At 53.6% G+C, this 535-nt stretch carries 1 protein-coding gene and 1 pseudogene; one reads left to right on the top strand and one right to left on the bottom strand.

From position 1 onward, the window contains the following. Nucleotides 1–359 (top strand): annotated as a pseudogene (locus POTG_RS00660) (hypothetical protein); the annotation flags it as partial. Here POTG_RS00660 and POTG_RS24525 read toward each other — a convergent pair. Then, on the bottom strand, nucleotides 356–535 hold a 180-nt coding region (locus tag POTG_RS24525), incomplete at its 5' end, for a hypothetical protein (protein ID WP_232282196.1). The pseudogene POTG_RS00660 and the gene POTG_RS24525 sit on opposite strands and share 4 nt — an antisense overlap.

The raw sequence follows: 535 nt of genomic DNA, 5'->3' as shown, positions 1-535 counted from the left end.
ATTCCCTATCGCCCGCCCCTATGGTCTATACGTCATCCCGCTTCGATCCTTACGACAATCTGCGATGGATGACGGCCAAGCCTTTGACGCTGAAGCCTGACGCCTTCACCGGTAAATTAACAGCGAGCCAGAAGCTCGTCTATGCGGCTTCCGGAGCCGAACGCACTTATTCCTTTCCTTTGCCGGTCTACGGCTATCAAATTTGGAAGAGCGACAGCTTGTCCGAGGCGCCAACCGCACCATCGGCAGAAGCCGGGGCCGAAACCGAGGCCGTCTACGTTGTCACCGGCACCGACACCACCCTCCGGCTGATCGCGCTGGATGCCTTGATGGCCAGCGGTAAATTCGTCACTTTCTAGCTGCTGAACCTATAGAGAAGAGCACTGCCCTTAGCTGGCAGTGCTCTTTTTGGCTTAATCACGCGTACCCTTTCAGGCGATTCCTGCAAAAATACAGTTTTTTGAGACGGAATCGCCGTTTTATCTAAAATAACTGCAAAAGTGCAGGCTTTTTGCCCCCAAATCCTCCATTTGCC

The organism is Paenibacillus sp. oral taxon 786 str. D14 (assembly GCF_000159955.1).
GTDB classification, from domain to species: Bacteria; Bacillota; Bacilli; order Paenibacillales; family Paenibacillaceae; genus Fontibacillus; species Fontibacillus phoenicis.
Note: the sequence above shows the minus strand (reverse complement) of the source record. Positions and strands in the feature narration are given on the sequence as shown.